This is a genomic window from Photorhabdus temperata (genome assembly GCF_025384845.1).
Lineage (GTDB): Bacteria > Pseudomonadota > Gammaproteobacteria > Enterobacterales > Enterobacteriaceae > Photorhabdus > Photorhabdus temperata.
Genome location: NZ_JAJAFX010000192.1, coordinates 1 through 824, shown reverse-complemented (window position 1 = coordinate 824; position 824 = coordinate 1). Strand labels below are relative to the sequence as shown.

Genomic DNA, 824 nt, shown 5'->3' with positions numbered 1-824 from the left:
GCCGGTTTTGGCGAACCAGACTTGGCCCTGACTTGGGGCAGACTTGACCCCGACTTGCCTTCATCCGGGCCAGACTTGCGCGAGTCATATACACTATTGGCCGCCTGATTTTCCGGTTCAATCAGACCGCACAGGTGAGCCTCCTCCGCTTTATCGCCATTCCAGAGCAGTTCATATTGCAACAGATGGCCGCGACTGCCGCCGTGTGTCAGCAGATATTCCATGTCGCTCAGGCGCTGACAGTGGAGTTTAAGCTGGCTGTCACTCCAGTGGGTGTAACTGCGGATGTCCCGGCGGGTAAAGCGGACATCTTTCACCGGGCGTTGCTGCGCTGCCGCCGTCGCTTTCACCATCTCTTGTATCAGCAGCAACAGTTTCCTTGTCTGGGGCGGCATCTCATCCAGCGTGCGGCCTAATATCTCATGGGCCAGCCGGTTTGCTAAGCTAATATCGTCTTTGGTCACCTCGATATATTCAAGCCGTTTGCCCCGGTGTTCCGCTGTCTTCACTTCGCGCTGGTGCTGATGCAGCAGCGCGATACTTTGTATCAGGGTGAGATATTTCATGTGGTCGCGTCGGGTGCGGGTTTTATCGCTCATGAACGTTAACTGTGAGGCATAAGGGTTAACCACATTCAGCGGGCGCAATAACCGCTGGGCGTTCTGATGCAGTTCGGTGATATACGCCTTTTCATTCTCGGCCAGTAAGCCTTCGAGGGTCTGCTTATGGCGCTGCAAGGCATGGATAGCTTCGGTCTGTTCCCGCGATTCGTTCACGGTCAGCACCAGACAACGATTCAGTAATTCTTCATCGACATCTATTGC

General features: G+C 54.6%; 1 pseudogene. It reads right to left on the bottom strand.

Annotated elements, in window-relative coordinates:
- Nucleotides 1-824 (bottom strand): annotated as a pseudogene (locus LGZ99_RS24515) (DNA primase); the annotation flags it as partial.